The following is a 25653-nucleotide window of genomic DNA, read 5'->3' as shown; positions in this document are numbered from 1 at the left end:
GAGATTCGCTCGCGGTGTTACCACACCGCGACACGGAAAGCGGCGAAACGCTGCCAGTGGCAGAGAAAGTGAGCCGCTTTCGAGGAAGTGGCACGATCGACGGGACTGGACAAGTCGCGTCGATCGTGATGCCACGACGGTGTAGGCGGGCACTAAACGCCCCACTGGGGCGTTTTTTCGCTTCGCTCATGCCCTGTTCGAATCTCTGGATACAAAAAAGAACACCACCCTGTTGGGTGGTGTTCTTTTTGGCGCAGCAGGAGAGATTCGAACTCTCGGTACGCTTTTGACGTACACACGATTTCCAGTCGTGCTCGTTATGACCGCTTCGATACTGCTGCGTATCGGTGCGCTCAACAGCAAAAATGATTATACCAAAAATCACAGCAAAGTCAAGCACAAATTCGAAAAATGCGCGATTTTCTGAACGGCGCCTTCACTTGCAATTTTTGCCGCCATCTTTTATACTGACAAAAAGACCCTTTGGGGAGGGAGTATCATGAGCAGTAGCATCTATCGCGCCGTGAACACGACGCTCATTTATATCGAATGCGGCGGCGAATACCTGATGCTGCACCGCACGAAAAAGGAGAACGACTGCAATCGCGACAAGTGGATCGGCATCGGCGGCAAGTTTGAAGAGGGCGAGAGCCCGGAGGAGTGCGCTCTGCGCGAAACGAAGGAGGAGACCGGCCTCGCCCTGACCTCTTACCGCTATCGCGGCATCGTGACATTCGTGTCGGACAAGTGGGAGAGCGAGTACATGCACCTTTTCACTGCCGACGGCTTTGAGGGAACGCTCAAGGACTGCGATGAGGGCGAGCTTGCGTGGATCAAAAAGAAAGATCTGCTGGCGCTGCCCGCGTGGGAGGGCGACAAGATCTTTTTGCGCCTGCTCGACGAAAACGTACCGTTTTTCTCGCTCAAGCTGCGTTACGAGGGCGAAACGCTCGCGGAGGCGAAGCTCAACGGGAAAGCGTTGGAGGTGCGGCATGGATAAGCTGCTCGTGTCGGCCTGTCTTCTCGGCACGCCCTGCCGCTACGACGGAAAAAGTAAAGCGGACGCGCGCGTGCAGGCGTTGGTGGGAAAATATGAAATTGTTCCTGTCTGCCCCGAACAGCTCGGCGGTCTCCCGACGCCGCGTGTGCCCAGCGAACGGCGGGGCGAGCGTGTCGTCACAGCGGGTGGCCGCGATGTGACAGAAGCGTACCGCCGCGGTGCGGAGGCAGCTCTCGCGCTGTGCCAGCAAAACGGCTGCGAGGCTGCCGTGCTCAAGGAAAAGAGCCCGAGCTGCGGCTGCGGGCAGATTTACGACGGAACTTTTTCCCGCCGCCTGATCGCGGGCGACGGCGTGACAGCGGAGGCGCTCAAGGCACACGGTATCACCATATATGGCGAGAGCGACTCGGAAAAGCTGTGAGTGTTGACAATTTCTGCCCGTGATATTTTATGCAGTTTACCGGCAAAATTTCAGTTGTCTTTGAAAAGTGCAGCCGTTATACTATATAACCAGCATTGGACTGATATCATACGTGTATTGAATATGACCGGCGGATGACCGGCGGTCATCATAATAAAAAAGGAGGAGCACAACATGAAATTTTCCAGCAAAGTTGAAAAATGCGGCCTGTCTCCGATGCGCAAGTTCCACCCGTACGCAGTGGCGGCGAAGGCACGCGGCATCAACATCTATCACCTCAACATCGGCCAGCCCGACGTACAGACTCCTCCCGCGTTTTTCGAGGCGGTCCGTCACTTCGAGCAGCCGGTGCTGGCCTACGCGCCCTCGCCCGGCATCCCCGAGCTGATCGACGCGATCCAGAACTACTACGACAAGCTCGACATGCACTTCGACAAGAGCGAGATCTACGTCACCGTCGGCGGCAGCGAAGCGCTTCAGATCGCGCTGCAGTGCATTCTCGACGACGGCGACGAAATTCTCATTCCCGAGCCGTTCTACCCCAACTACAACACGATGACCCGCACCTGCGGTGCATCGATTCGCCCGATCCCGACCTGCCCGGAGGAGGGGTATCGCTACGCTGAGCGCGAGAAGATTGAGTCACTCATCAACGAGCGCACGCGCGCCATCATGGTCACGAACCCCGGCAACCCGACCGGCGTTGTGCTGAGCCACGAGGAGATGGAGATGCTCGTCGATGTCGCACAGAAGCATGATCTGTTCCTCATCGGCGACGAGGCGTACCGCGAATTCGTCTACGGCGGGGAGAAGCTCCAGTCGTTTGGCGAGTTTGCCGACAGGGCGGGTGACAACATCATCGTCATCGACACGGTCTCCAAGCGCTTTTCCGCCTGCGGCGCGCGTATCGGCTGCCTGATCTCCAAGAATAAGGAGTTCATGAACCACGCGATGAAATACTGCCAAGCAAGACTTTCGGTCGCGACGCTCGACCAGATCGCGTCTGCCGCGCTCTACACCGTCGGCCCCGAGTATTTTGCCGCCGTGCGCGACGAGTATAAGAAGCGCCGCGACACGCTCTGCCGCAAGCTCGGCGAGATCCCCGGCGTGGTGTTCGACGTGCCGGGCGGCGCGTTCTATGTGATGGCGGCGCTGCCGGTGGACGACGCCGACAAGTTCCAGCAGTGGCTGCTCGAGGAGTTTGACGACGCGGGCGAGACGGTGATGTTTGCACCCGGCGCATCGATGTATGCAACGCCCGGCAAGGGCAAAAACGAGGTCCGCATGGCTTACGTCATCGAAAGCGACAAGCTCGAGCGTGCCATGGATATCCTCAAAAAGGCCATCGAGGTCTACAACGCAAGATAAAAAGGAGAAGATACCTATGATCCGTCATATCGTAATGTGGAAGTTCCGCGAGGGCACCGAGGAAAAGGCCAACGAGTTTCTGACGAAGCTCGCCGCGCTCGACGGCGTGATCCCGCAGCTCAAAAAGTGCGAAGTCGCAAAGAATATCGGCAAGGACAACTACGACGCCGTGCTCGTTTCCGAGTTTGAGACGATGGATGACCTGAACGCCTACAAGGTCGATCCCCGCCACGTCGCCGTGAGCGATATCTGCAAGTCCATCCGCGCCGACCGCGTGGCCGTAGACTACGAATTTTAATCAAAAACAAAGAGCGCCGAAAGGCGCTCTTTGTTTTTGAAAAGGATCGCGCTCCGCGGCAGCGCACGCACCGCAGGCGCGCACGTTTGCGGAGCGAGAGGAGTTTTTTCTGACGCGCATGTCGTCAGAAAAAACGATCTCAATTTTTTCGCGCCCGCGGGCGCAAAATGGTTTTGATTATTTTTTGTCGCGACCTGCGCGTGACAAAAAATACTTTGCGCGAAGCGTGTGTCACAGCCTCCCTACGGGTGGCAAGGCACAAAGCGCAGCGAAACTTTTTCAAAAAAGAGGCCATTTATGGCCTCTTTTTTGAGCTGCAACCGCTGGTTGCTAACTTTTCAACCCCGCTTGGTGGACTTTTTGCGCGCCTTTTGGTAAGCTGAACGCAGAAAATCTGCAAAGGAGAACCCCATCACATGACACTTGGAGAGAACATCGTGCGCCTGCGCACACAGAAAAACTGGTCGCAGGGCGACCTTGCCGACGCGCTGGACATCTCGCGCCAGAGCGTATCCAAATGGGAGACCGACGCCTCCATCCCCGAACTTGACAAGCTATTAAAGCTCTCCGAGCTCTTCGGTGTGACGCTTGACGAGCTGGTGCGCGGCGAGGACGCGCCGAAGGCGGAAACAGCCGCGCCCGCGGCACAGGCAGTACCAGCCTCTTTCACGCCGCAGACTTCGTCCGAGCAGGAAAAGCGTCACACCATTGCGGGTACGATTTTAATGTGTATCGGCGCGGTTCTTCTGCTCACCTGCCTGATACTCGCCGGCGATCTGCTGGCGGGGCTGATTTACGGACTGCCGTTTTTCCTCTGCGGCATCATCTGCTTTACGGTGAAGCATCGCACGGGCCTGTGGTGCGGCTGGGCGGCCTATCTCTGTATTGATCTCTACCTCCGCTTTGCGACCGGCCTCTCGTGGACGACCATCTTCATGACGCACCTCTGGACGCCGCAGATGAACTATATGCGCCTTGCGATCGCATGGGTGCAGTTCGCCGCCATGGTCCTGATGACCGTCTGGACGGTGCTCGCTTACCGAAAAATGAAGCTGTCCGCGACAAAAAAGGAACTCAAATGGCTCGCTGCCGGCTGGCTTGCCGCGCTTGTCGCGCTGCCGCTTCTGATGAGCTACGGCGTTATGCCGCTGCTGCTCGACGATCTCGGCAATTACAGCAACATTTCGCCGTACTTCCTTCTGAATGTCGTCTACAGCTACGCGCGCCTTGCGCTCATCAATGTTCTTCTGGTGCGTTCACTCGCCGTATGGCGCTTGAAGCGGGAAGAGAAGAAAGCGGAAAAGTGAATCGAAATGAGAAAAAGCGGACCGCACTGCGGTCCGCTTTTTTGATGCAGATATGACTTACTTCTTGCTCTTCTCCAGCGCGGCAAGCTTGAGGCAGCAGCAGAAGACGGCCATCGCCTGTTCAAGCTCCTCGACAGGGGGCAGCGATGGGGCGACGCGGATGTTGCTGTCAAGAGGGTCGTGTCCGTACGGATAGGTCGCGCCCGCGCTCGTCATCACGACGCCCGCCTCCTTGGCCAGCGCCAGCGTGCGCTTGGCAAGGCCAGGGGCCGTGTTTACGGAGACGAAATAGCCGCCCTTGGGCGTGTGCCAGCTCGCAATGCCGAGCGGCTTGATCTCACGCTCGAGCGTTTCGACGACCATGTCGAACTTCGGCTTCATGATCTTGGCGTGCTCTTTCATCAGCGCGAGGGTGTGTTCTTTGTTCTGGAGATACTTGACGTGACGCAGCTGGTTCATCTTGTCGAAGCTGATGGCCTGAATGCCGATGAGCTTGGTCATGTACTCCATGTTGGCTTCGCTGCACGCAAAGCACGCAATGCCCGCGCCGGGGAGCGTCACCTTGCTCGTGGAAGCGAACTCGAAGACCATGTCGGCGTTGCCGTACTTCTCGCACTCGCTCAGAATATCCTTGAACGGGACGAACTCGCCGTCAAACTCGTGGATGCAGTAGGCGTTGTCCCACATGAGCAGGAAGTCGGGAGCCGCGGGCTTCATCTTCGCAATGCGCTCGATGGTCTCGTCGGAGTAGATGATGCCGTCGGGGTTCGAGTACTTCGGCACGTTCCACATGCCCTTGACGCTCGGGTCCTTGATGAGGTTTTCGACAATGTCCATGTCGGGGCCGTTTTCGGTCATCGGGATGGTGATGAGCTCAAAGCCGAAGCTCTCGGTCACCTTGAAGTGGCGGTCATAGCCCGGCGCGGGGCAGAGCCATTTGACGCTCTCTTCCTTGCACCACGGCTTTTCGCTGTGCAGCAGGCCGTGGGTGTAGGCCTTGGAGACCGTGTCGTACATGAGCTGGAGGCTCGAATTGCCGCCGGCGAAGACCTGAGAGGTCTTGCAGCCGAGGATATCGGCGAACAGCTTACGCGCGCTCTCAAGACCCTTGAGCTCGCCGTAGTTGCGGGCGTCCACGCCGCTGTCCACGCACTCCTCGGCGCTGGTCAGCGCGGTCAGGATGCCGCTGACAAGGTCGAGCTGCTGCTTGCTCGGCTTGCCGCGTGCCATGTTGAGCTTGAGGCCCTTGGCCTTCCAGCTCTCGTATTCGGCGGACACCTTGTCGTATTCCTGCTGCCACTCGGCAGCGGAAAGAGCCATATAATCCATGATGATTCTCCTTTACAGGTAATTTATCCGATTAAAGTAACTGCATTATAGCACAGGGAAAAATCAGGCGCAAGTGTCCACATGTAACAATCATTTGTTTTGCCTGCGGCAACAAGTTGACTCATTGAACAGATTGTACCGTCCCTCGCCGCAATAGAGAGGGGCGCTGCTTTTTGGCGAAAGCGGGAAAGAAAACGCGTCAGCGCTAAACATAGTGCTGACAGTGCGTCCAAATCAGGCAAAAAGTAAGGCCGCGGAAAGCACATCGCTTTCCGCAGCCTTGATCGTTTTTATAGAATTGGTCCTGTCACAGCTCGGTAAAGGTGCGAATTTCGTCGAGCTGGGCGTAACGCCGCGCGTGTGTTGTGCTCACCTTTCCGGCGCAGACGGGGCAGCCGCACTGCTGCGCGCCGGTGCGCGGATAGATGACGGATTTCCACACGTGTCCCATGGAGCACTGCCACCAGACCTTTTTGTTGCTGCCGGGCGTGACCATCTCCGGCGTCAGCGCGCCGTTGAGCGACGGATGCCACTGCGAAGCAATGTCGGGGCAGAGCGTCTTGAGATCATTGAAGCCTTTGAGCACCTTGCGTCCCGCGCAGTAGGGACATCCGGTCTTGCGCTGCGTGCGCGACGAGACTGTGGCGCGGTAGGAATGCCCCAGCTCGCAGCGCCACCAAGCGGGACGGTTGGAACTGACGGCGACATCGCTGGGCTTCAATCGCCCGTTTTTGCGCTTGTCCCACTGTGCGGCAATCTCGGGCTGGAGGTGGGCGAGGTCATTTTCACCCGTGACGATCGTCTTGCCCGCGCACACGGGGCATCCGTGCCCCCACGCCGTGCGCGAGGCGACGGGCGACTGCCACGAGTGCCCCTCTGGACAGCGTCACCAGATGCGGATCTTCGAGCCCGTGGAGACGTCGCGCGGCGAGAGCGAGCCGTTTTTCTCGCGGTCCCACTGCGCGGCCACGTCGGGATAGAGTGTGCCAAGATCGTTGAAACCCGGCAGGACCTTTCGCCCCGTGCAGTACGGACAGCCGCTCCCCTCGGAGCGCACATGCACCGTCGTCTGCCACGAATGGCCGTTTTCACACGTCCACCAGACTTTTTTCTTGCTGCCGTAGGAAACGGTGTCCGGCGTGAGAGGAAAATTGCGCGATTCGTCCCATTCTTTCAGTAAGTTTGTCCTTTCGTGCAGCATGCAGAACTCATAAAATGTTTGCCGCATGTTCATTCCCCCTCTTTTCGGCAAAAAAGGTTTCCCGCCTGTACCTTGCTTTCAGAGAGGGCCGGGCGGTGCAGGAAGGGCGCTGCCCTTCCGAATGATTTGCAACCGGCTGTCATAACCACACACGGCGGCCTTAGACCCCTCTGGCTTTGCGTCCCTGCTTTTCAGCAGGTTTGCCAAACATTGCTTGATTTGCTTGTCAGATCAGTACAGGCGCTTTCGCGCCGGAAACGGGGAAGAAAAAACTTCCGTTTTGACAGAATCAATGAAAAAAGATCCGCCGATCCTGTCGTATCTGTATTCTATCACGAACTTTCCGTAAAAACAAGGCAGGTGACAAGACAGAATTCGAAAAAGGTATGTAAAATTTGAAAAAATTCGAAAGAAATTAGCGGAATGTTAGCATTTTCATACCGCTTCTCTATGTTTTCGACGTGATGGAGAGGACTGAAACCGCGCGCGGCGATGCGACCGCAACCGCGCTTTCTTGACATCTTCCGCCGTTTCGGTATGATAGAGCCATCCCGTTTTTTGGAGGCGACTATGCATTCAGTGACAACTAAGAAGGCCGCGCTCGCGGCGCTTCTCGTTTTGGCGGCGCTCCTTTCCATCTTCGCGGTAGGGAAGAGAGCGTCCGACCCCGCGTACCATCAAGCGTCCATCGACGCGCTCGCGGAAAAGCAGGAGACGGTGCTCGAGCTGACAGCGGCGTCCACCGCCGCGAGCGCAGCCATCACGCTCCTGCCGGGCGACACCGCGACGCCCATCGCCGAAAAGCTCGCCGACCTGAGCGGCTATTTCCTCATCGTGCTCTGCGCCATCTTTTTGGAAAAGTATCTGCTGACGATCACATCCTACGTGTCGTTCACGATCCTGATCCCCGCAGCCTGCGCGCTTGGCATCGCTGCGCTCTTTTCCAAAAAGCTGCGTGCCGCGCTGGGGAAGCTCGCATGGCACGTGCTGCTATTCGCGCTCGCCATCGCGTTTGCCATTCCGGCGGGCGTCAAGGTTTCGAGCATGATCGAGGACACATACCGCGCCTCAATCGAAGAGACCATCGCAAACGCCGAGCAGACGACCGAGGATATCCAGTCCGCCACCTCGGGCGAGGCGGACGAGAGCGAAAAAAGCGGCCTTTCCGGCCTCTTTTCCAAGGTGACTGAGGGAATCACCGGAGCGGCGACCGCCGCGGTCGGGCAGCTCAAAACCGTCCTGAACCGCTTTATCGAGGCCCTCGCCGTCATGCTCGTCACGTCGTGCCTGATTCCGATTTTAGTGCTACTGTTTTTTGCCTGGCTCGTCAAGCTGATGCTCGGCATCGACTTACCGCCGCTGCGCGCAAAGCTCGGCGTCGGTAAGGTGCACAGCACGAGCGGCGCGCCGCGGATATGACCACATGGCTATCGTAAAAAATATACGATAACTTAAAAGTGCGGCGAGCGCAGCGATGCCGCTTTGGGGGGACAGCAAGGTTGGCAAAATCTAGCGACGGCAGGGGATTCTACCAAGACTGCATTCAGATCAGGGAGCGACAGCGAAGATAGAAAAAAGTCAAATCGTTTAGAACCATCACCCGGCAGGTACCCGATTCCGCAGGCTGAGCAGCTCTTCAAGCCTCAAAACCGCAATGCCGGGGGGCGAGGGGGTTCCCCCCTCATCCTTCCCTTGGGATTCAAAAGGGGACATTCTCTTCGAGAAGAGAATGTCCCCTTTATTCGCTCCCGCCTGCGGGTTAGCAGGAGAAAACTCCGCAGCGCTGCGCGCGCTGCTGATTCACCTTACCTCCGCAAATCGCGTCGTCAGAACGACACGACTTCCTGCGCGGGCTTCGACGTGGTGGTGATGCGCTCGACGTACAGCACGGGGCCCTCGCCCTCATAGGCGTCGAGGTGCTCCTTTTTGACCGTGGCAGTGATATCGACCCAGTCGCGATTCTTGTAGGCCTTCAGGCTGTCGCCCTTGGCGACGATGCCGACGAACTGGATGTCGTTTTCGCAGCAGGTCATCACGAAGCGGCCGGGGCAGTGGATGCCCGGGAACTTCTTCGAGTGGCACATGATGAGCTTCATGTGGACCTTTTTGCCATCCCAGCGGTCGGGATGGTCCATCGCGTCGACGTACCACACGCCGTAGTCGTCGTCGGGAATGTCGATGAGGTCGGGCGTCATGTCGAACGGGCACTCGTCGCCGGTCAGGTAATCCTCGCTGTTGCCGTCGTTGTCCTCAAGGTAGATGTCCGCGCGGCGGTTGACCATGCGCAGATTGCGCGCGCGCAGGCTCTCTTTGAGCTTGTCGTCGCAGCGGTTGAAGACGATCATGTCCGCGTTCGTGATCTTTTCCATCATGAGCTGCCCCATGTTCTTGACGAACAGCTCGAACGTCGGCGCCTGCACGAACGTCATGATCTGATAGAGCACCCAGTTGGCGGGCAGCACCTCGCGATAGAGCTTTTCCATCTGCCACATGCCGTTGTACTCGATGAGCACCTGCTTGGGGTGGTGTTTCTTTTCGAGCTCCTTGCAGAAGGCGAGCGTCAGTTCCTCTTCGTCGTCCACCGTGACGACGGTGACGTTGTCGAGTGCCTTCTTCTCGTATTCTTCGTCGCCCTCTTCGCAGCAAATGAGAAGCGTCTTGTCCTCGCGGGCAAAGCCGTCCTCCAAAATGCCGTTGATAAAGCTCGTTTTGCCGGAATCGAGAAATCCGGCGACCAGATAAACAGGAATATCCATGCCTTACACTCCAAACAGTTCTGCAAGGCCGTCTTCCTTGAGCTCCGCGCCGATAACGCACAGACGGCCCGTGTAGTCGGGATGGCCCGCGCGGACCTCATGCTCTTCGGGCACGTAGTCGAATTCGAGCCAGCCGTCCTCGCCGTTCACGATGCCCTTGGCACGCAGGATGTGGCCGTAGTCGCCGCTGTCCAGCTTGTGGAGCATGTCCTCAAGAGCTTCCTTGCTGAACTTCTTCGGCGTCTCCTTGCCCCAGGAGGAGAAGACGTCGTCGGCGTGGTGATGATGGTGATGGTGGCACTCGCACTCGGGATCGTCGCACTCCTCGCCGTCGTGGTGATGGTGGTGATGATGCTCGTGCTCGTCGTGCTCGTCATGGTCATGGTCGTGATGATGCTCGTGCTCGTGGTCATGCTCATCCTCATCGTGGTCATGATGGTGCTCGTGTTCATGGTCGTGCTCGTCATGCTCATCGTGATGATGGTGATGCTCATGCTCGTGCTCGGCCTCTTCGATCTCGTGCTCGCGGCGCATCTTTTCAAGAAGCTCGTCGCTGAGCGACACCCTTTCGATGGCAGAGAGGATGGTCTTGCCGTCCAGCTCGTCCCACGGAGTCGTCAGGATGGCGGCGTCGGGGTTCTTTTCGCGCAGAATCGCGGCGGCAGCCTCGAGCTTTTCCTGCGAGAGCTTCTGCGTGCGGGAAAGAATGATCGTGCCGGCGGCCTCGATCTGGTTGTTGTAGAACTCGCCGAAGTTCTTCATATAGACCTTGACCTTGCTGGCGTCGGCCACGGTGACATAGCTGTTGAGCTTGAGCTCACCCGGGCACTCGTCGACGGTGCGCTCGACGGCGACGATGACGTCAGAGAGCTTGCCGACGCCGCTCGGCTCAATGAGGATGCGGTCGGGGTGGAACTGCGCCACGACCTCTTTGAGCGCCTTGTTGAAGTCACCGACGAGGGAGCAGCAGATGCAGCCCGCGGACATCTCGGAGATCTCGATGCCGGACTCCTTGAGAAAGCCGCCGTCGATGTTGATCTCGCCGAATTCGTTCTCGATCAGCACGAGCTTTTCGCCGCTGTAGGCTTCCGCGATCAGCTTTTTGATGAGCGTGGTCTTGCCGGCGCCCAGAAAGCCGGAGAAAATGTCAATTTTCGTCATAAGAAATACGCTTCCTTCTTTTTTATTGATTTCCAAACCTATATTATAAGCAGAATTTGTGAACGATTCAAGTCTTTTCCACGCAAAATGCGCCTTTTTCCCGCTCATAGGCCTATGCCTGGCAGCGGCACACGATGATCTAAGATCACGTGTCCGAAGCAGATAAAGCGCTTTCCGCTCTCAGGGCCGCAGACGATGTCCGCGCCGCTGCGGTCCCGCCCCAGAGAGAAGAGGTACGAAACGCCGAGCGGGTCGCGGTAATACTGCTTGCAGAGCATGTCGCCCCCGACGCAGAAGATGCCCACGTCGCCCGCATGCAGCGGGTCGTGATTGAGGTAGGCGACGCTGCCGCCGTGCAGCACGGGTTCTAAACTGTCGTCGCGGATGCGCACGGCGAATTCCGCTCCCGGCGGCACGTCGCCGCGGTCGACGATGTAGTCAAAATCCTCGCCTGGCACGGGGGCGGCGTAGCCCGCCGCCTCGATCGAGTGATAGAGCGGGATGCGGCGCGGCGCGCCCGCACCGTCTTGTCTCGCGTGCATCGTGCACAGGGCGCTGACGAGGCTGCCCACCGTCTCGCGCTCGAGCGGCGAGAGCGAGCGGCACTTTTCGATCAAATCCTGCTCCGCGCGCGAGCAGACGAAGCTGCCTGAGCGGAACGAATCGCGGTAAAGGTAGTTCGGGTCGATCTCAAGCGCATCGAACAGCCGGAGCAGCACCTCCTCCTTCGGCGAGCTGACGCCGTTTTCATAGTTGCTGATGGCAGAGGGCGAAACGCCAAGCTCCTCCGCCAGCGCCGCGCGCGAGAGATGAAGCTCCTCACGCCGCAGACGCATTTGTTTGCCAAAACTCATCAAAATTCCCCCAGAAAACGCAGGCTGCGACAAGATTTGATTGTATTCTATCGCAGAAGCTTGTATCTGTCAATCAATTATAACAAGAATCTTGTAAATTTATTCTTGATATAGCAAGATTATTGTGATATCTTGATTTTGCTAACAAGTTCTTTGTACTTGATGGCTTGCCGCGGTGAGCGTTCTCCTCAGTTTGCCCGCGGCGCACACCGCCGATACCGGTACGGCGGCTGATCCCCGCAGCAGAAAAAGAAAACGCGCCGCCCTGAAAAGGACGGACGCGAAAAAAATAGAGAGAAAGAAAATATCGAGCCAGCCTAAGGGCAGCTCGATATTTTTGCTTTTGTGGTAAAACGACGAAAGTGTGATCTCGACGCAGGCCGCAGAGCGGCTCTGATACGCCACTGGCGTATCGCTTACATTTTCCAAACCACTACAAAACAAAAAGAACGAGCTGACTTTCATCAACTCGTTCTTGGTGGGGGAAGGTGGATTCGAACCACCGAAGTCACTGACAACAGATTTACAGTCTGCCCCCTTTGGCCACTCGGGAATTCCCCCATCTGAAATGTTTGCTTGTCGGTGGAGCTGGTAGACGGATTCGAACCCCCGACCTGCTGATTACAAATCAGCTGCTCTACCAGCTGAGCTATACCAGCATCTCAGCAACGAACAGGTTGTATATTACCAGACTTCGATTCGTTTGTCAACAGGGAATTTGAAAAAAGGAGGAATTTTGTTGTACGCAGGAAAAAGACACCATGATTCGGTGCACGCGGTCTGCTCACTCTGCGCGCAGGACATTTACGCGGGAGAAACGCTGTGGTACCGAAACGGCGTGACCGTCTGCGCGGACTGCTTTCCGCGCTTTGCGCGCGAAGCGCTCCGGTCGTTTGAATACATATTAGGGGAGGCGAGCACGCTATGACGCTGTATCAGATGTCGTTTGTCTACCGCGAGGACGCGCTGCGCTTCCGCATGCGCATCACGGTCCTGCGCGAGCAGGCCAAGGCCGCGCCGACGAAGGAGGAGCGCGAGCGACTCAAGCGGCGCATTTTGGAGCTCCAGCAGCTTCAGCGCCAGTCGCGCGAGCTGGCCGAGCTGACGCGGCACTATTACGAAAGGGGCTATTACCGCAATGAAAAGTACACCTTATAGTATGCGCAACAATGAAGTTTACGGCGATATGACCGCCTGGATCGCCGCGCACGCGGGCGACAACGAGAGCGACCTCATGCGCCTCAAGCGCAATCTGCGCCTTGCCCGCGAGGAGGAGCTTACCGCCCGCCAGCGCGAGCTGCTGCGCCTGCGGTACGAGGAAAACATGACCGTCACGGAGATCGCCGCGGCCATCGGGCGGGACAAGTCCACGGTGTCGCGCACGCTCTCCCGCGCGCGGAGAAGGCTTTACAAGTGCCTCCGCTATGGGCTATAATTAAAAAGTAACAAGCGAATAAGACCCGCACGGGTACATAGAATAATGGTCAGTGCGGAGAAAAGTGAGGGCAAGAGCTATGCTGCACAAAGCGCTGCAAAACAAATGGGCGCGCGTCCTGATCGCGGTTTTCGCAACATTCCTCTACGCGCTGGGCGTGAACCTTTTCGTCGTACCGATGGGCCTCTATTCTGGCGGCGTGGTCGGACTGAGCCAGATCATCCGAACACTGCTCGCGCAGGCTGTCGAGCTGCCCGCAGGGGTGGACATCGCCGGTATCTTGTATTTTCTCATCAATATTCCGGTGCTGTATCTCGCGTGGCGCGACCTCGGGCGCGCGTTTTTGATCCGCACGCTGATTTGCGTGGGCGCGTCGTCGCTCTTTTTGAGCGTGATACAATCTCCCGCTGTGCCGATCTTGGACGATCCTCTCGCCTCGTGCCTCGTCGGCGGCATTCTGTGCGGCTTTGCCCTCGGCTTGGCTCTGACCTGCGGCTGCTCGACCGGCGGGCTCGACGTTGTCGGCCTGTGCCTCACGAAGCGCGGCAGCCGCTTCACCGTCGGACGTTTTTCGCTGGGCTTCAACATCGTGCTCTATGTCGCCTGCGCACTGCTCTTCGACATCCAGACGGCCATCTACTCTGTCATCTACACGGTGTTCTGCTCGCTCTTCATCGACCGCGGGCACCAGCAGAACATCAATGTGCAGGTGCTCATCTTCACAAGGGACGCAGACCCCGAGCTCCCGCGCAGCATCATGTCGCGCCTTGGTCGCGGCGTGACGTACTGGGAGGGCAAGGGCGCATATACGGAGAGCGACATGCGCGTGCTGTGCGTCTGCGTCTCGAAATTCGAGGTCGCGGAGCTGCAGGAGACTGTGCGTGAGCTCGATCCCCACGCCTTTTTCATCGTGCAGGAGGGCGTGCGCATCGGCGGTAATTTTCTCAGAAAGATCTCGTAAATCCTTTCGGTTTTCCCGCGAAGACGCTTTGCGCAGCAGAGCGTCTTCTTTTTGTTTATTTAACTATTTTGAAAAATCATCCATGTTTTCTAAAACATTCAAGGATGTTTTATTGCGTTTTTCTATCAATCGTGATAGCATTGCCTCAATCTTTTATTATGCCGCAGCAGTGTTCTTCCCCCGAAGACATGCGGCATGAAAAAGTCCCGCAGCGAATAAACAATCATCAAACCCCAATGAGATGTGGAGGGATCTTTTCATGTTTGACCAGTATTTTGAAAAATTTGATTTAGCCCCCGAGGTCACCGCGGCACTCAAAAAGTGCAAGTGCATCGCCTACGCCGAAACGAAGGCGGAGCTCGAGGAGATGGCCTACGGCCCCACGCATACCTCCCGCTATGACGTGGTCTACCCCATCGAGGGCAAGGGCACGGTCAAGGAAGCGGAGGTCGTGCGCTGCAAGAACGGCTGCGTCGTCAACTTCATGGAAGACTACATGCGCCGCCGCGACCCGAACAGCATGGCCATCGGCGACGATCTGCCCTCCGACAAGCCGCGTTTCAAGGACCGCTTCGGCTATGAGTTTTCGTCGCTCCGCCAGGAGACGCTCGACTGGCTCTCCACGCAGCAGGTCATCATGCTGCCGTTTTCCGCCGGTCCGCGCGGCCACGGCTATCCGAGCCTGATGATCTGCCCGCTCAATGCCGCGTTCTTCGCGCTGTCGCTGGCGAACATGCAGGGCTTTACGAGCATTGTCGATGTGCCTGAGCACTATAAGCCCCGCGCCATCATCTTCGTCGCGCCGCCGTTCCGACACACGCACTTTGACGGCAAGCAGGTCGTCGTGCACAACCGCTCCAAGGAGATGCACGAGGTCTGGGCCTACAACCTCTATCCCGGCCCCAGCGCCAAGAAGGGCGTTTTCTCGCTGCTGCTCGACATCGGCGAGCAGGAGGGCTGGGTCTGCTGCCACACAAGCGCGGCCATGGTCGAGACGCCGTATGAGTGCGAGGTCGTGTTCATGCACGAGGGTGCGTCCGGCGGCGGCAAGAGCGAAATGCTCGAGGACTTCCACCGCGAAGAGGACGACCGCCTGCTCATCGGTACGCATACGGTCACGGGCGAAAAATATTACATGACGCTTGGCGAGAGCTGCAAGATTCACCCCATTGCCGATGATATGGCCTGCGCGCTCAAGAGCTTCCAGGATCCCGAGAGCGGCAAGCTGCGCATCCTCGATGCCGAGGACGGCTGGTTCCTGCGTATGGACGGCATGAATGCCTACGGTAACAGCCCGCTTTATGAGCGCATCTGTATCCATCCGAGCGAGCCGCTGGTCTTCTTCAACATGGACGGCACGCCCGGTGCGACCTGCCTCATCTGGGAGCATGTGATCGAGTCGAACGGCAAGCCCTGCTCCAACCCGCGCGTCATCTTGCCGCGCAAGATGGTTGACAACATCGTGCCTGATACCGAGCCCGTCGAGGTCGACGTGCGCAGCTTCGGTGTGCGCATGCCGCCCTCTACTGCGAAGGACCCGAACTACGGCGTCATGGGCATGCTGCAGGTCGTCCCCCAGTCCATTGCCTGGCTGTGGAGACTCGTCTCCCCGCGCGGCTTCAAGAACCCGTCCATCGCCGATACGAACGCCGGCAGCGGCCTGAAGGCCGAGGGCGTCGGCTCCTACTGGCCGTTCGCCACGGGCCTCAAAGTCACGCAGGCGAATCTGCTGCTCGAGCAGATCATGTCTGCGCCTAAGACGACGAACGTGCTGATCCCGAACCAGCACATCGGCGCTTATCATGTTGGATTCATGGGCGAGTGGCTCTCGCGCGAATACCTCGCGCGCCACAACGGTTTTGTGCGCGAAAAGCATCTGGTCCCCGCGCGCTGCTCACTGTTCGGCTACGCGCTCGATGAAATGAAGCTCGACGGCCAGTTCATCCGTCAGACGTTCCTGCGCCCCGAGACGCAGTCCAAGCTCGGCAACGCGGGCTACGACGCCGGCGCCAAGATCCTGACCGACTTCTTCAAAGAGCAGCTCCAGCAGTTCATCTCCGACGATCTCGACCCGCTGGGCCGCGAGATCATCGATTGCTGCCTGCATGACGGCACGCTGGACGATTATCTCCAGCTCACGCCGATGAAGCTGAAGTAATTTCAGAATTTTTTTCAGAAAATTCCCCCACCTGACGTGGGGAACGCGGGAAGGGGAACATTCTCTCACGTGAGAGAATGCTCCCTTTCTTCGCACAAGTGCGAGGGGGTATGCTGCCTGCGGGCGGCGGGGGCAAAGGGACCATTCTCTTTCGCAAAAGAGAATGGCCCCTTTGGAACCCCAAGAGAAAGGCTTTTGATTGGCAGTCTCGGGCTCGAATGACTTTTGCGCCTCCGGAATGAGAGTGCCTGCGCGCGGCGTTGCCGCGTTGGGCGTTGCTATACGACTTGATGTGCTCCTATCATCCGCTGTTGCGCAGCCGTTGGCGGCTCTGCTGCCTTACGGATGCGGCACACCCCTTGCGGGTGCCGCTCTGCCCATCTTATAGAAGTACAGCCTAATTCCCGTCTACCGCCAGTCTCCACAATGCGGCGAGCGAAGCAATGCCGCATTCGGCACGCAGTCTGCCGCCGTTCTACCGTCACTCGCGCCTCACGACAGTAAGGCGCGGTTGATAGTGGTAACGATTCGCAGGGATTCATGGCGAAGCCATGTACACCGCATCCACACTGCGCAGCGCGTGCAGTCATTCAAGCGCCCGACTGCCAATGTAGGGGGACGAGGGGGGCGCCCCTCGTCCTTCTCTGGGGGATTTAAAGGGGGTATTCTCTTCGAGAAGAGAATACCCCCTTTGCCCCGCGTCCCACGGCAGGTGGGGACCCCCATACAGCGCCCGCGGCGCTGCAAAACTCACGCACCTCTGTTAGGTGCGAAAAAAGGAGCATTCTATGGAACATACAATGAAAGTCATTGCCAGAATCCACTCTGACTTTCCGGAAAAATTCGGCATCCCGCGCCAGAGCGGGCTCGTCCCCGCGCTTCGTGCGAAGATCGTCTTCGAACCGGAGTACCGGAATCCCGACGCGCTGCGCGGCATCGAGGGCTTTTCGCACCTGTGGCTCATCTGGCAGTTCTCTGCCGCCGTGCGCGACACATGGTCGCCGACGGTGCGCCCGCCGCGCCTTGGCGGCAACGAGCGCGTGGGCGTTTTTGCGACGCGCTCGCCGTTCCGGCCGAACGCCATCGGACTTTCCTGCGTGAAGCTCGAAAGCGTGCAGCATGAGGATGGCTTCGGTGACGTTTTGATCGTCTCGGGCGCAGATTTGATGGACGGCACGCCGATCTATGACATCAAGCCCTACCTTCCGTATGCCGATGCGCATCCCGAGGCGCTGGGCGGCTTTGCCCCGTCGCCGAAAGAGACGATCGAAGTCAAAAGCCCGCCGGAGCTCCTGCAAAAGCTGCCGGAGGGGCGGCGCGAGGCGCTGCTCGGCGTGCTCGCGCAGGACCCGCGCCCGCAGTACCAGAACGACCCCGAGCGCGTGTACGGCATGAACTTTGGCGGCTGGGACGTTAAGTTCCGCGTAAAGGACGGCGTGCTGACTGTTTTATCTTTAGCGGAAACTGAACATCAATAAAAACGCTGTTAAGGGAAAAACTCTTCGCGTTAAGCCAATGCTAAGAGGGCTTCCAAACGGTTGATATGCAAATTCTGCGCGCTATAATAGCGCCAGAATACATAAAAGGAGCGTATCCGCCGATGCAAGTTTCCAGCGCATTTGTTGTTATCATGGGTATGGGCGTCACATTCGTGGGCCTTACCTGCATCATCTTCCTGACGATCCTGATGGGCAAGATCCTCTCGAAGCCCGAGGCTCCCAAGCCCGCCGCAGCAGCTGCCGCGCCGGCAGCGCCCGCCGTTCCTGCCGACGGTCTGACCGACGAGGTCAAGGTCGCCATCATGGCGGCGATCGCCCAGCAGCCCGGCTTCAACATGGCGAATGTGACGAATGTCAGCATCCGCAAGATTTAATTTTGAATTCCACTTCTTCCTTTATCAGCGAAAGGGACGGCATCGCGCCGTCCTTTTTGCTACCATGAAAAAAATATTCGATTTAGCACAAAATTAGCAGGCTGTATGCTATAATGGGGACGGAAAGCATGCGGAGTCTTTCTCCGCGCCAACGATCAAGCGAGAGAAGGCGGCGACATGGCAAAAATCCCCGAAAAAATGCGTTGGATCTACGACCTTTTGCTGACGGCGGCGATCCTGGCTATGGCGACGGTGCTCTGCACGCTGCTGCGAAGGATCGACGACGGCAGTGGCTACGTGAACCTCATCTTCGTGCTGGCGGTCGCGACCATCTCGCGCTGGACGGAGGGCTATTTCTGGGGGATATTCAGCGCTGTCTCCGGTGTGCTGTTCGTCAACTATGTGTTTACATATCCCTACTGGGAATTCAACTTCACGATCACCGGCTACCCGTTCACCTTCCTTGCGATGCTGACGGTGTCCATGATGATCAGCGCGATGAACACGCAGATCAAAAAGCAGGAGCGGCTGCGCATCGAAACAGAAAAGGAAGCCGTGCGCGCCAATCTCCTGCGCGCGATGTCGCACGATATCCGCACGCCGCTGACGAGCATCGTCGGCAACACCGCCGCGATCCTCGAAAATGAGGATTCGTTTTCTTCCGAGCAGAAGCGCCGCCTTTTGGAAGACGTGAATGAGGATGCGCAGTGGCTCATCCGCATGGTCGAAAATCTCCTGTCCATTACGCGCATGAGCGGCGGACAGGCAAAGATCGAAAAGGACTGTGAGGCGGCCGAGGAGATCGTCGGCGTCTCGGTCAGCAAGTTCACCAAGCGCTTCCCCGCGATCAAGGTTTCGATCGAGGTACCGGACGAGGTGCTGATGGTGCCGATGGACGCGACGCTCATCCGTCAGGTCATTATGAATCTGCTGGAAAACGCCGCCATCCACGGCGGAAACGTCACGCAGATCCGTGTCTGCCTCTCACGCGAGGGGACGAACGCCTGCTTTTCCGTCAGCGACAACGGCGTCGGCATCCCGAAGGAGAGGCTCTCGACGATTTTTAACGGCGGGCTTTCCGGCGTGTCGCACAACAACTTTGATATGAAGAAAAACATGGGCATCGGCCTTTCCGTGTGCTACACCATCGTCAAGGCGCATGACGGCACGATGACCGCAGAAAATTTAGATTCGGGCGGAGCGTGCTTCCGCTTCTATCTGCCGCTGGAGGAGGGCATCAACAGTGAAATTGAAGGATAAAGTGCTCGTGGTGGAAGACGAGCAGAACATCAGCAACTTTATTTCGACGGTTCTCACCGCGAACGACTTCGACGTGCTGGTGGCGCAGACGGGTGCCGAGGCGGTCTCGATGATCACCTCGCACTGCCCCGATCTCATCATTCTCGACCTGGGGCTTCCCGACATGGACGGGATAAACATCCTCAAGGAGGTTCGTTCGTGGTCGAGCCTGCCGATCATCGTCGTTTCGGCGCGCACGCACGAGCATGACAAGGTCATGGCGCTCGACCTCGGCGCGGACGACTACATCGAAAAGCCGTTCGGCACGAGCGAGCTGCTCGCGCGCATCCGCACGGCCATCCGTCACACGCGCACGCCGCTCGACAACAACGAGATCGCGCAGTCGGGCAAGTTCACCGTCAAGAACCTGACCATCGACTATGACAAGCACCACGTGCTCATCGGCGATCAGGATGTGCACCTGACGCTCAACGAGTTCAAAATCGTGGCGCTGCTCGGCAAGTACGCTGGCAAGGTGCTGACGTATGACTATCTCATCAAGCAGATCTGGGGGCCGAAGGCCAAGGCCGACAATCAGATTTTGCGCGTGAATATGGCGAACATCCGCCGCAAGATCGAGAAGAATCCCGCCTCGCCCGAGTATATCTTCACCGAGATCGGCGTGGGCTACCGGATGCTCGAAAACGACGCATGATGATAGAGCCGCTCGCGGCTTTATGATACCAGGGCGCGTGCGCGCCCCACACGATCACGCAGACGGCTCCTGCCATTTGGGGATGGCAGGGGTCATTTGCGCACTTTTGCACTTTTATGAAAAAGGTGTCGGACTGAAACAGTGAACGTTTCAGCCCGGTACCTTTCTTTTTTGCGTGTTTTCATGCAGCAAAATCTTTTTGCTTGCTTATAAACACGCCGTATTGTGCCGCAGCGGATGTTCGGCCGTGATAGTTATGCTGACTTTTGTGTATATTGTTACCAAATCGTTTTCCACTCTATTTCGCCTCTTTATTCAGTGCTACAATCTTGATATGAATTGTTATTCTTGTTATTGGCATTTTACGAACATAAATATACAATCGGCATCACAGTCAGTCCTACGAAGGAGGAAACCACAGCACATGAACATTTGGGAAATTGCAACGAATTATTATCAATACTTCCTGCGAGGGACGCGAACGACCATCCTCATCTCTCTGCTCACCGTGTTCTGCGGCTCGATCCTCGGCTGCCTGATCGCTTTCATGCGGCTATCCAAGTTTAAGCCGCTGGAAAAGTTCGCCAGCATCTATATCACCGTCATCCGCGGTACGCCGATGCTCGTGCAGCTCTACATCGTTTACTACCAGCTCGACTTTATCAGCTATCCCACCGGAACCCTCTTCGGCGTCGATCTGGAGCGGGCGCTGCCGTGTATCATCGCGCTTTCGATCAACTCCTCCGCCTACGTCGCCGAGATCATCCGCGCGGGCATTCAGGCGGTGGACAAGGGCCAGATGGAAGGCGCGCGCTCGTGCGGCATGACGAATGCGCAGGCCATGCGCTACGTGGTGATGCCGCAGGCGGTCAAAAATATTCTCCCCGCCATCGGCAATGAATTTGTCACGATGGTCAAGGAGACCTCGATCATCCAGTACCTCGGCATCGGCGATCTGATGTACAACAACGGCATCGTGGTCACCTCTACCTATAACCCGCTTCCTTGCTACTACATCTCCGCCATCATCTATCTGGCGCTGAATATCATCCTCGGCAAGGGCCTGAACATCTTTGAAGGGAGGCTGAGAAAGAGTGAACGGTAACGTATTGTTCGAGATCAAGGACTTACAGAAAAAGTTCGGCAGCCTGACCGTCTTCGACGGGCTGAACGAGACCATCTGCAAGGGCGACGTGGTCGTCATCATCGGTCCCTCGGGCGGCGGTAAGTCCACCTTTATCCGAAGCCTGAACCTTCTGGAGCAGCCCACCGCCGGCAAAATTTACTTCGAGGGCGAGGAGATCACGGCCAAGGGCTTTGATGTGAACAGGCACCGACAGAAGGTCGGCATGGTGTTCCAGCAGTTCAACCTCTTCAACAACCTGACGGTGCTTGAAAACATCACGATCTCGCTCACGAAGGTCAAAAAGCAGTCGGAAGAGGAGAGCAAGGAAAAGGCTCTCAAGCTTCTAAAGCGCGTGGGACTTGAGGACAAGGCGAACGCCTATCCCTCCCAGCTCTCCGGCGGGCAGAAACAGCGAATCGCCATCGTGCGGGCGCTGGCGATGGAGCCCGATGTGCTGCTCTTCGATGAGCCGACCTCCGCGCTCGACCCCGAGATGGTCGGCGAGGTGCTGCAGGTCATCTCCGACCTCGCCCACGACGGCATCACGGTGGTCGTCGTCACGCACGAGATGGGCTTTGCCCGAAAGGTCGGCACGCGCGTGCTCTTCATGGACGGCGGACAGATCGCCGAGCAGGGCACGCCCGAGGAGATCTTCGAGCACCCGCAGAACGCGCGAACCAAAGAGTTCTTATCCAAAGTCATCAACGTCATTTAACAAACAAAAAATAAAATTTACGATATTATTGGAGGAAACAAAAATGCTTCACACAATCAATCCCGAAATTCTGTTCCTTAAGCAGGAAGATGTCATCAAGGCCGGCCTTCTCGATATGAAACAGATCTTGGCCGTTACGGAAAAGACCTACGCGATGCTCGGTCAGGGCCTCATCAAGAACCCGCCCAAGACCAACACCAGCATCCCTGACAAGGAAAACTGGCAGTCGTTCTTCAACGCCATGCCTTGCTACATCGGCGGCGACGTCAACATTGGCGGCATCAAGTGGGCGGCGGAGTCCAAGAAGAACGCCGCGATCCCTGGCATCCCCTACGGCATCGACATTTCCATTCTGAGTGACCCCGAGACGGTGCTGCCGTTCTGCATTCTGGACGGCACGCTCATCACCGCGATGCGCACCTCCGCCGTCGGCGGCCTGATGGCCAAGTATGCCGCCCCCTCCAATGCGGACACCGCGTGCCTTGTCGGCGCGGGCGTTATCGGCCGCACGATGATCTCCGCCGTGCACGAGGCGTTGCCCCAGATCAAGACCATGTACCTCTGCGACATTGATGTCGCCAAGGCCGAGGGCATCACGAAGGAGTACGGCGACAGCCTCGGCGTTGAGATCATCCCGACGAGCGACAGCAAGGCCGCGGCGCTCAAGTCCCAGCTCATTGTCGGCGAGACCACCGCACCCAAGCCGTTCATGGACACCTCTTGGCTCACGCCCGGCTGCGGCCTCGTCTCCATGCACTCCAACGAGGTGATGGAGGACGTCTTCCTCAAGGCCGACGGCATCGTCGCCGACTACTGGACACAGCTCAAGCAGCACACGAACCCGCTGTCCAAGCTCACGAAGGAGGGCAAGCTCGATGAGAGCCAGATCATGGACCTGAGCGAGTTGGTGCTCGGCACGAAGAAGCTGCGCACCTCGGACGATCAGTTCGTCGCCGCCGCGTCCATGGGCCTCGGCGCGCTGGACATCATGATCGCCTATCAGCTCTACCTGAACGCGACGGAAATGGGCATCGGCACCAAGGTGAACCTTTGGGACAAGCCCCTGTGGGAATAAGACACGCAGGAGGGAACAAAGATGAACGCATTCAAGAAATTTGCGGCGCTGCTTTTAGCGCTTATGATGATCCTGTCTCTTGCCGCCTGCGGCAGCAAGAGCGACGACAGTGCGCAGGGCAGCTCGGACGGCGAGGCGTCGTCCGATGACACCGCCAAGTCCAAGATCGAGCAGATCAAGGAGGCGGGCGTGCTCGTGATGGGAACCTCTGCCGACTATCCCCCGAACGAATTCCACACGGAAGTGGACGGCAAGGACACCATCGTCGGTTTTGACGTTGCTATCGCGCAGTACATCGCCGATGACCTCGGCGTCGAACTCAAGGTCGTCGACATGTCGTTCGACAACCTGTGCATCAACCTCGCCAAGGGTGATTTTGACATTGTCATCGCCGGTATGGCTTCGACCGAGGAGCGCTTGAAGTCCGTCGATTTCTCCGACCCGTACTTTAAGCAGCAGGCCATTCTGATCCGCGCGGAGGATGACGCGCTCTACAACAAGCCCGAAGACCTGAGTGGTCACAAGGTCGGCGTGCAGAACGGTACCATTCAGGTGCCCATCGCCAACGAGCTGGTGGGCGAAGAGAACGTCGTCGGCCTCGTCAAGGCGCAGGATCTCATCATGGAGCTCAAGAGCGGCAAGCTCGATGTTGTGTACATCGACTACACCGCAGCTCTCGCATTCGCCGCGGTGAACGATGACCTGACGGTCAAGGACATCGGCATCGAAAGCGACAGCGAGGGCCAGTGCATCGGCGTGCAGAAGGGCAACGAGGACTTTGTCGCCTACCTGAACGAAAAGATCGCTGAAATGCAGGAGCAGGGCCTCATCGACCAGTACGTCGCCGAAGCCCAAACGCTGGCGGGCATCGAGTAAAGCCCGTCCCCCTTGCATGATATGAACAGCACCAGCATACCCTCTACCAAGAGAATTGGGGAGGATATGCTGATGCTGTTTCATTTTGACCGCAGGAAGAAGTCTGAAAAGGAGAAGAAGCCGCCGCACTTTCTGGTGCTCCGGCGCAAATGGCTGACGCTGGGCGCGGCGGTGTTGGCCGCCGCGGCGATCTTTGCCGCCGTCAATTATCCCGCCGCCGTCAGCGCGTCGGCCGCCACGCGCCAACTGCCAATCTACTGTGTCCAGCGCGACCAGAAGGTGTGCTCCATCTCGTTCGACGCGGCGTGGGGGGCGGACAACACACAGAAGATCCTCGACGTGCTCAAGGAGTACGGTGTCACCTGTACCTTTTTTGTCGTGGGCAACTGGGCGGATCAGTATCCCGAACAGGCCAAGGCCATCGTGGACAGCGGCAATGAGCTCATGAACCACTCCAACGCGCATGATCATTATAATTCCCTCACCGCCGACCAGATCATCGCAGACGTGAACACCTGCAACGATAAGATCGAGGCGTTGACCGGCGTCCGCCCGACGCTCATCCGCTGCCCGTTCGGCGAGTATGACGACCATGTCATCTCCACCATCCGCTCGATAGGCATGGAGCCGATCCAGTGGGACGTGGAAGCGCTGGCAGCAGTTGGAAGAAGGAGATCAATGAAAAAATGAGCGGTGTTGATGAAGGACATCAAGCCATCGGGCTCATTCCACACAACACACATATCATGAGAGATCAAGCTAAAAGGCACAGCACCGTCGTGGTGCTATGCCTTTCTGACAAATGATTTTCAGCAGAAGAACCGGGCTTCTCCAAAAAAGTCGGTCCATTTTGCTATAACTTCTGAACTTCTCGCTTCGATCACATCCATGATATTACGGAGAATGCGAGCAGGAATCCTTGAATTGTTATTACAGAGAATGCATCCGCCAGCCTTTGTAATCCATATCTTTGTAGCGTTCCCGTTGGGAGCGCCTTAGCATACATGGACATGAACCGGCTCTAAGGAATCATTTTCATTCGCCCAGAAAAAGATCCAATAGGAACCAACCTTAAAAACCTGCGGCATTTTCCAAGCCCCCTTCTGCGGCAAAGCGGATAATCAGGTGCGCAGTGGATTCAATAATCTTCTGATATTTCTGAATATCCGTGTCAGAGAATCCAAAGATATCTATCCACCGATATTCCGGCAGGAAGCAGGTCGCATGGTGGAACCCGTCTTTTTCATCGGGCTTTTCGATATAGACCTTTACATTCCCATCCTGCAAAGTCTGAGAATGAACGATTTCCGTACTGTCATCAAGGGTGAGGAATGGATACATCATTGTAGTTACCTCCTGTCGATGCAATCTACTTTATTATTGTATCAGCAATTTCGCTGTTATGCAATTAGTACCCACCAAGCTTTTTGGCATTACGCCGCCTGCGCAGTGATTGCTGCATCATATCAGCTGAGACCGAAAGACAGCTGTTACTGTTAGCAGAGATAACCTACATATACAAAAGAATTCAACACAAGATGCAAAGGTGTTCGAAAACTATTCTGTGATACGTTACAATACCCCTATCACGAGAGATAGGAGTATTTTTATTATGGAATACTATATGACCGACGAGAGAATTGCTGAGTATTTGAAAGCCCTCGAAAATGAAGAGCGCGCCGCGGCGACGGTTGAGAAGTACCGCCGTGCTTTACTGAGCTTTGCTGCATTCCTGAGCGGCGCGGCGGTCACACCGGAGATGATCCGCCTTTGGAAAGACGATCT

At 57.2% G+C, this 25653-nt stretch carries 28 protein-coding genes, 3 tRNA genes, 1 pseudogene and 1 riboswitch; of the genes and pseudogenes, 20 read left to right on the top strand and 12 right to left on the bottom strand.

The genetic code is table 11. The features are described 5' to 3' along the window. Window positions 1-249: 249 nt before the first annotated feature. Window positions 250-341 (bottom strand) — tRNA-Ser (locus tag NI20_RS0102345). A 158-nt stretch (window positions 342-499) separates the two neighbouring features. Here NI20_RS0102345 and NI20_RS0102340 point away from each other — a divergent pair. From NI20_RS0102340 to NI20_RS0102320, 6 genes are all read left to right on the top strand, one after another. Further along, window positions 500-1000, top strand: coding sequence for an 8-oxo-dGTP diphosphatase (locus NI20_RS0102340; protein ID WP_033119840.1), 501 nt, complete (start codon window positions 500-502; stop codon window positions 998-1000). After that, window positions 993-1421, top strand: a complete 429-nt coding sequence (locus NI20_RS0102335; RefSeq protein WP_033119839.1) for a DUF523 domain-containing protein — start codon at window positions 993-995, stop codon at window positions 1419-1421. Before NI20_RS0102340 ends, NI20_RS0102335 begins: the two co-directional genes overlap by 8 nt. 174 nt (window positions 1422-1595) lie before the next feature. Next, a complete protein-coding gene (locus NI20_RS0102330; RefSeq protein ID WP_033119838.1) occupies window positions 1596-2789 on the top strand; it encodes a pyridoxal phosphate-dependent aminotransferase in 1194 nt (397 codons plus the stop codon). Window positions 2790-2805: 16 nt separating this feature from the next. After that, window positions 2806-3087, top strand: coding sequence for a Dabb family protein (locus NI20_RS0102325; protein ID WP_033119837.1), 282 nt, complete (start codon window positions 2806-2808; stop codon window positions 3085-3087). Window positions 3088-3254: 167 nt separating this feature from the next. Beyond that, entirely contained in the window at window positions 3255-3470 is a 216-nt protein-coding gene (locus NI20_RS14950; protein ID WP_156108539.1) for a hypothetical protein, read from the top strand. A 33-nt stretch (window positions 3471-3503) separates the two neighbouring features. Continuing rightward, the gene (locus NI20_RS0102320) at window positions 3504-4394 is read left to right on the top strand and encodes a helix-turn-helix domain-containing protein (protein ID WP_052084368.1); all 891 of its coding nucleotides are present in this window, start codon (window positions 3504-3506) and stop codon (window positions 4392-4394) included. 57 nt (window positions 4395-4451) lie between these two features. Here NI20_RS0102320 and NI20_RS0102315 read toward each other — a convergent pair whose 3' ends face one another. From NI20_RS0102315 to NI20_RS14940, 3 genes are all read right to left on the bottom strand, one after another. Next, complete coding sequence (locus tag NI20_RS0102315) at window positions 4452-5723, bottom strand: aminotransferase class I/II-fold pyridoxal phosphate-dependent enzyme (protein ID WP_033119836.1); 1272 nt, start codon at window positions 5721-5723, stop codon at window positions 4452-4454. Between the two features lie 307 nt (window positions 5724-6030). Then, window positions 6031-6540, bottom strand: coding sequence for a zinc-ribbon domain-containing protein (locus tag NI20_RS14945; RefSeq protein ID WP_052084367.1), 510 nt, complete (start codon window positions 6538-6540; stop codon window positions 6031-6033). Window positions 6541-6609: 69 nt separating this feature from the next. Further along, complete coding sequence (locus tag NI20_RS14940; RefSeq protein ID WP_197055343.1) at window positions 6610-6951, bottom strand: zinc-ribbon domain-containing protein; 342 nt, start codon at window positions 6949-6951, stop codon at window positions 6610-6612. 97 nt (window positions 6952-7048) lie between these two features. Continuing rightward, a riboswitch (cyclic di-GMP riboswitch) is annotated at window positions 7049-7139 on the bottom strand. A gap of 364 nt (window positions 7140-7503) precedes the next feature. Here NI20_RS14940 and NI20_RS0102305 point away from each other — a divergent pair. Then, window positions 7504-8343, top strand: a complete 840-nt coding sequence (locus tag NI20_RS0102305; RefSeq protein WP_197055342.1) for a hypothetical protein — start codon at window positions 7504-7506, stop codon at window positions 8341-8343. A 407-nt stretch (window positions 8344-8750) separates the two neighbouring features. On the opposite strand, the gene NI20_RS0102300 is transcribed toward NI20_RS0102305, so the two are convergent. The 6 genes from NI20_RS0102300 to NI20_RS0102280 all read right to left on the bottom strand — a co-directional run bounded on the left by NI20_RS0102300 (window position 8751) and on the right by NI20_RS0102280 (window position 12354). Further along, the gene (locus tag NI20_RS0102300) at window positions 8751-9680 is read right to left on the bottom strand and encodes a GTP-binding protein (RefSeq protein ID WP_033119835.1); all 930 of its coding nucleotides are present in this window, start codon (window positions 9678-9680) and stop codon (window positions 8751-8753) included. A 3-nt stretch (window positions 9681-9683) separates the two neighbouring features. After that, the gene (locus NI20_RS0102295; protein WP_033119834.1) at window positions 9684-10841 is read right to left on the bottom strand and encodes a CobW family GTP-binding protein; all 1158 of its coding nucleotides are present in this window, start codon (window positions 10839-10841) and stop codon (window positions 9684-9686) included. A 104-nt stretch (window positions 10842-10945) separates the two neighbouring features. Continuing rightward, window positions 10946-11695 (bottom strand): LexA family transcriptional regulator, encoded by a 750-nt coding sequence (locus tag NI20_RS0102290; RefSeq protein WP_033119833.1) that lies wholly within the window; start codon window positions 11693-11695, stop codon window positions 10946-10948. A 141-nt stretch (window positions 11696-11836) separates the two neighbouring features. Continuing rightward, the gene (locus tag NI20_RS14935) at window positions 11837-12160 is read right to left on the bottom strand and encodes a hypothetical protein (protein ID WP_156108538.1); all 324 of its coding nucleotides are present in this window, start codon (window positions 12158-12160) and stop codon (window positions 11837-11839) included. Between the two features lie 11 nt (window positions 12161-12171). Next, a tRNA-Tyr gene (locus NI20_RS0102285) sits at window positions 12172-12256 on the bottom strand. Between the two features lie 22 nt (window positions 12257-12278). Next, window positions 12279-12354 (bottom strand) — tRNA-Thr (locus NI20_RS0102280). A gap of 265 nt (window positions 12355-12619) precedes the next feature. On the opposite strand from NI20_RS0102280, the gene NI20_RS0102270 reads away from it, so the two are divergent. From NI20_RS0102270 to NI20_RS0102210, 13 genes are all read left to right on the top strand, one after another. Then, window positions 12620-12853: a hypothetical protein gene (locus tag NI20_RS0102270; protein WP_033119831.1), complete on the top strand. Its 234-nt coding sequence runs from the start codon at window positions 12620-12622 to the stop codon at window positions 12851-12853. After that, window positions 12834-13130, top strand: coding sequence for an RNA polymerase sigma factor (locus NI20_RS0102265; protein ID WP_033119830.1), 297 nt, complete (start codon window positions 12834-12836; stop codon window positions 13128-13130). The genes NI20_RS0102270 and NI20_RS0102265 overlap by 20 nt, the downstream gene beginning before the upstream one ends. A gap of 79 nt (window positions 13131-13209) precedes the next feature. Then, on the top strand, window positions 13210-14091 hold the full coding sequence (locus NI20_RS0102260) for a YitT family protein (RefSeq protein WP_033119829.1): 882 nt from the start codon (window positions 13210-13212) through the stop codon (window positions 14089-14091). Window positions 14092-14350: 259 nt separating this feature from the next. Further along, complete coding sequence (locus NI20_RS0102255) at window positions 14351-16249, top strand: DUF4914 family protein (RefSeq protein WP_033119828.1); 1899 nt, start codon at window positions 14351-14353, stop codon at window positions 16247-16249. A 788-nt stretch (window positions 16250-17037) separates the two neighbouring features. Beyond that, window positions 17038-17727, top strand: a complete 690-nt coding sequence (gene tsaA, locus NI20_RS0102250; RefSeq protein ID WP_033119827.1) for a tRNA (N6-threonylcarbamoyladenosine(37)-N6)-methyltransferase TrmO — start codon at window positions 17038-17040, stop codon at window positions 17725-17727. 122 nt (window positions 17728-17849) lie between these two features. Beyond that, complete coding sequence (locus NI20_RS0102245; RefSeq protein ID WP_033119826.1) at window positions 17850-18122, top strand: OadG family protein; 273 nt, start codon at window positions 17850-17852, stop codon at window positions 18120-18122. 177 nt (window positions 18123-18299) lie between these two features. Continuing rightward, on the top strand, window positions 18300-19382 hold the full coding sequence (locus NI20_RS0102240) for a DUF4118 domain-containing protein (protein ID WP_242842900.1): 1083 nt from the start codon (window positions 18300-18302) through the stop codon (window positions 19380-19382). Next, window positions 19366-20076, top strand: a complete 711-nt coding sequence (locus NI20_RS0102235; RefSeq protein WP_033119825.1) for a response regulator — start codon at window positions 19366-19368, stop codon at window positions 20074-20076. The genes NI20_RS0102240 and NI20_RS0102235 overlap by 17 nt, the downstream gene beginning before the upstream one ends. Before the next feature lie 424 nt (window positions 20077-20500). Beyond that, window positions 20501-21181, top strand: a complete 681-nt coding sequence (locus tag NI20_RS0102230; RefSeq protein WP_033119824.1) for an amino acid ABC transporter permease — start codon at window positions 20501-20503, stop codon at window positions 21179-21181. A gap of 4 nt (window positions 21182-21185) precedes the next feature. Continuing rightward, window positions 21186-21917, top strand: a complete 732-nt coding sequence (locus tag NI20_RS0102225; protein ID WP_033119907.1) for an amino acid ABC transporter ATP-binding protein — start codon at window positions 21186-21188, stop codon at window positions 21915-21917. A 43-nt stretch (window positions 21918-21960) separates the two neighbouring features. Continuing rightward, window positions 21961-22992 (top strand): ornithine cyclodeaminase family protein, encoded by a 1032-nt coding sequence (locus NI20_RS0102220; RefSeq protein WP_033119823.1) that lies wholly within the window; start codon window positions 21961-21963, stop codon window positions 22990-22992. A 21-nt stretch (window positions 22993-23013) separates the two neighbouring features. Then, the gene (locus tag NI20_RS0102215) at window positions 23014-23868 is read left to right on the top strand and encodes a transporter substrate-binding domain-containing protein (RefSeq protein ID WP_033119822.1); all 855 of its coding nucleotides are present in this window, start codon (window positions 23014-23016) and stop codon (window positions 23866-23868) included. Between the two features lie 72 nt (window positions 23869-23940). Beyond that, the gene (locus NI20_RS0102210) at window positions 23941-24558 is read left to right on the top strand and encodes a polysaccharide deacetylase family protein (protein ID WP_081958338.1); all 618 of its coding nucleotides are present in this window, start codon (window positions 23941-23943) and stop codon (window positions 24556-24558) included. Between the two features lie 119 nt (window positions 24559-24677). Here the strand turns inward: NI20_RS0102210 and NI20_RS15940 are convergent. Both NI20_RS15940 and NI20_RS0102205 read right to left on the bottom strand, forming a co-directional pair. Next, a pseudogene (locus NI20_RS15940) lies at window positions 24678-24842 on the bottom strand (DUF4160 domain-containing protein); the annotation flags it as partial. 97 nt (window positions 24843-24939) lie between these two features. Beyond that, entirely contained in the window at window positions 24940-25212 is a 273-nt protein-coding gene (locus NI20_RS0102205) for a hypothetical protein (protein WP_033119821.1), read from the bottom strand. Window positions 25213-25653: the final 441 nt, after the last annotated feature.

Source organism: Oscillibacter sp. ER4 (assembly GCF_000765235.1).
GTDB classification, from domain to species: Bacteria; Bacillota; Clostridia; order Oscillospirales; family Oscillospiraceae; genus Hominicoprocola; species Hominicoprocola fusiformis.
The sequence above is the reverse complement of the archived record's forward strand: the minus strand, read 5'-3'. Positions and strand labels throughout refer to the sequence as shown.

Bases quoted from the DNA above. Each gene is read 5' to 3' on its own strand.
- NI20_RS0102340 (WP_033119840.1), top strand. From the start codon at position 500: ATGAGCAGTAGCATCTATCGCGCCGTGAACACGACGCTCATTTATATC.
- NI20_RS0102335 (WP_033119839.1), top strand. From the start codon at position 993: ATGGATAAGCTGCTCGTGTCGGCCTGTCTTCTCGGCACGCCCTGCCGC.
- NI20_RS0102330 (WP_033119838.1), top strand. From the start codon at position 1,596: ATGAAATTTTCCAGCAAAGTTGAAAAATGCGGCCTGTCTCCGATGCGC.
- NI20_RS0102325 (WP_033119837.1), top strand. From the start codon at position 2,806: ATGATCCGTCATATCGTAATGTGGAAGTTCCGCGAGGGCACCGAGGAA.
- NI20_RS14950 (WP_156108539.1), top strand. From the start codon at position 3,255: ATGGTTTTGATTATTTTTTGTCGCGACCTGCGCGTGACAAAAAATACT.
- NI20_RS0102320 (WP_052084368.1), top strand. From the start codon at position 3,504: ATGACACTTGGAGAGAACATCGTGCGCCTGCGCACACAGAAAAACTGG.
- NI20_RS0102315 (WP_033119836.1), bottom strand. From the start codon at position 5,723: ATGGATTATATGGCTCTTTCCGCTGCCGAGTGGCAGCAGGAATACGAC.
- NI20_RS14940 (WP_197055343.1), bottom strand. From the start codon at position 6,951: ATGCGGCAAACATTTTATGAGTTCTGCATGCTGCACGAAAGGACAAAC.
- NI20_RS0102300 (WP_033119835.1), bottom strand. From the start codon at position 9,680: ATGGATATTCCTGTTTATCTGGTCGCCGGATTTCTCGATTCCGGCAAA.
- NI20_RS0102295 (WP_033119834.1), bottom strand. From the start codon at position 10,841: ATGACGAAAATTGACATTTTCTCCGGCTTTCTGGGCGCCGGCAAGACC.
- NI20_RS0102290 (WP_033119833.1), bottom strand. From the start codon at position 11,695: ATGAGTTTTGGCAAACAAATGCGTCTGCGGCGTGAGGAGCTTCATCTC.
- NI20_RS14935 (WP_156108538.1), bottom strand. From the start codon at position 12,160: ATGAAAGTCAGCTCGTTCTTTTTGTTTTGTAGTGGTTTGGAAAATGTA.
- NI20_RS0102270 (WP_033119831.1), top strand. From the start codon at position 12,620: ATGACGCTGTATCAGATGTCGTTTGTCTACCGCGAGGACGCGCTGCGC.
- NI20_RS0102265 (WP_033119830.1), top strand. From the start codon at position 12,834: ATGAAAAGTACACCTTATAGTATGCGCAACAATGAAGTTTACGGCGAT.
- NI20_RS0102260 (WP_033119829.1), top strand. From the start codon at position 13,210: ATGCTGCACAAAGCGCTGCAAAACAAATGGGCGCGCGTCCTGATCGCG.
- NI20_RS0102255 (WP_033119828.1), top strand. From the start codon at position 14,351: ATGTTTGACCAGTATTTTGAAAAATTTGATTTAGCCCCCGAGGTCACC.
- tsaA (WP_033119827.1), top strand. From the start codon at position 17,038: ATGGAACATACAATGAAAGTCATTGCCAGAATCCACTCTGACTTTCCG.
- NI20_RS0102245 (WP_033119826.1), top strand. From the start codon at position 17,850: ATGCAAGTTTCCAGCGCATTTGTTGTTATCATGGGTATGGGCGTCACA.
- NI20_RS0102240 (WP_242842900.1), top strand. From the start codon at position 18,300: ATGGCAAAAATCCCCGAAAAAATGCGTTGGATCTACGACCTTTTGCTG.
- NI20_RS0102230 (WP_033119824.1), top strand. From the start codon at position 20,501: ATGAACATTTGGGAAATTGCAACGAATTATTATCAATACTTCCTGCGA.
- NI20_RS0102220 (WP_033119823.1), top strand. From the start codon at position 21,961: ATGCTTCACACAATCAATCCCGAAATTCTGTTCCTTAAGCAGGAAGAT.
- NI20_RS0102215 (WP_033119822.1), top strand. From the start codon at position 23,014: ATGAACGCATTCAAGAAATTTGCGGCGCTGCTTTTAGCGCTTATGATG.
- NI20_RS0102210 (WP_081958338.1), top strand. From the start codon at position 23,941: ATGCTGTTTCATTTTGACCGCAGGAAGAAGTCTGAAAAGGAGAAGAAG.
- NI20_RS0102205 (WP_033119821.1), bottom strand. From the start codon at position 25,212: ATGATGTATCCATTCCTCACCCTTGATGACAGTACGGAAATCGTTCAT.